This is a genomic window from Oleiphilus sp. HI0079, assembly GCF_001635105.1.
This window is the reverse complement of the sequence record NZ_LWFT01001366.1, coordinates 1-857: the sequence shown is the minus strand read 5'-3', so window position 1 is coordinate 857 and position 857 is coordinate 1. Positions and strand designations below refer to the sequence as shown.

Annotated in this window: 1 protein-coding gene; it reads right to left on the bottom strand. The window is 49.8% G+C overall.

Features of this window, described 5'->3' with window-relative positions:
• A partial coding sequence (locus A3750_RS23585; protein ID WP_156498888.1) for a replication-associated recombination protein A occupies positions 1-857 on the bottom strand: 857 nt, incomplete at both ends.

The window sequence follows — 857 nt, the reverse complement described above, 5'->3', positions numbered from 1 at the left end:
ATCTGCATTTCCAATGTCCTCGCTAGCCATACGCACTACTCGCCGCGCAATATAAAGCGGATCGCAGCCACCTTGAAGCATTCTCTGCATCCAATATAGAGACGCGTCCGGATCGGAGCCTCGCACGGCTTTATGCAGTGCCGAGATTTGCTCGTAAAACAAGTCGCCGCCTTTATCAAAGCGCTTCAGACTTGTTTGCATAATGGCGACTAAGGTGTCTTCTGTGATCACCTTCCGCTCACCAATCGGCTCAGCGAGATCAACAGCAAGCTCAAGAAAGTTCAACANAGTCCGTGCGTCGCCATTCGATGATTGCACCAGCGCCTTTCTTAACGCATCTGGGAAATCTATATCGACACCCGCATAACCATCGGCCGAAGATAGGGCCTTGTCGATCAAGTGCGCGAGCGCGTCATCATCTAACTCATTCAAAACATAAACGCGCGCTCTCGAGAGCAATGCGTTATTCAATTCAAAAGACGGGTTTTCGGTTGTTGCGCCGACAAAAATAAAGGTGCCATCTTCGATATAAGGCAAAAAGGCATCTTGTTGCGCTTTGTTGAACCGATGTACCTCATCGACAAATAAGATCGTTGAGCGACCGGTTGCTGCCATCACGCCCTTTGCATTTTCTACAGCCGAGCGGATCTCCTTGACGCCTCCGAGAACAGCCGATATCGAAAGAAAATTAACATCAAAATGGCTTGCCAATAAACGTGCGAAGCTTGTTTTACCAACACCTGGGGGGCCCCAGAGAATCATAGAGTGGAGAATCTTTTGTTCGATCGCCTTGCGCAGAGGCCCTGAGTCGCCCAGTAAGTGCGACTGCCCTAGATAGTCATCGATATGCTTTGGCC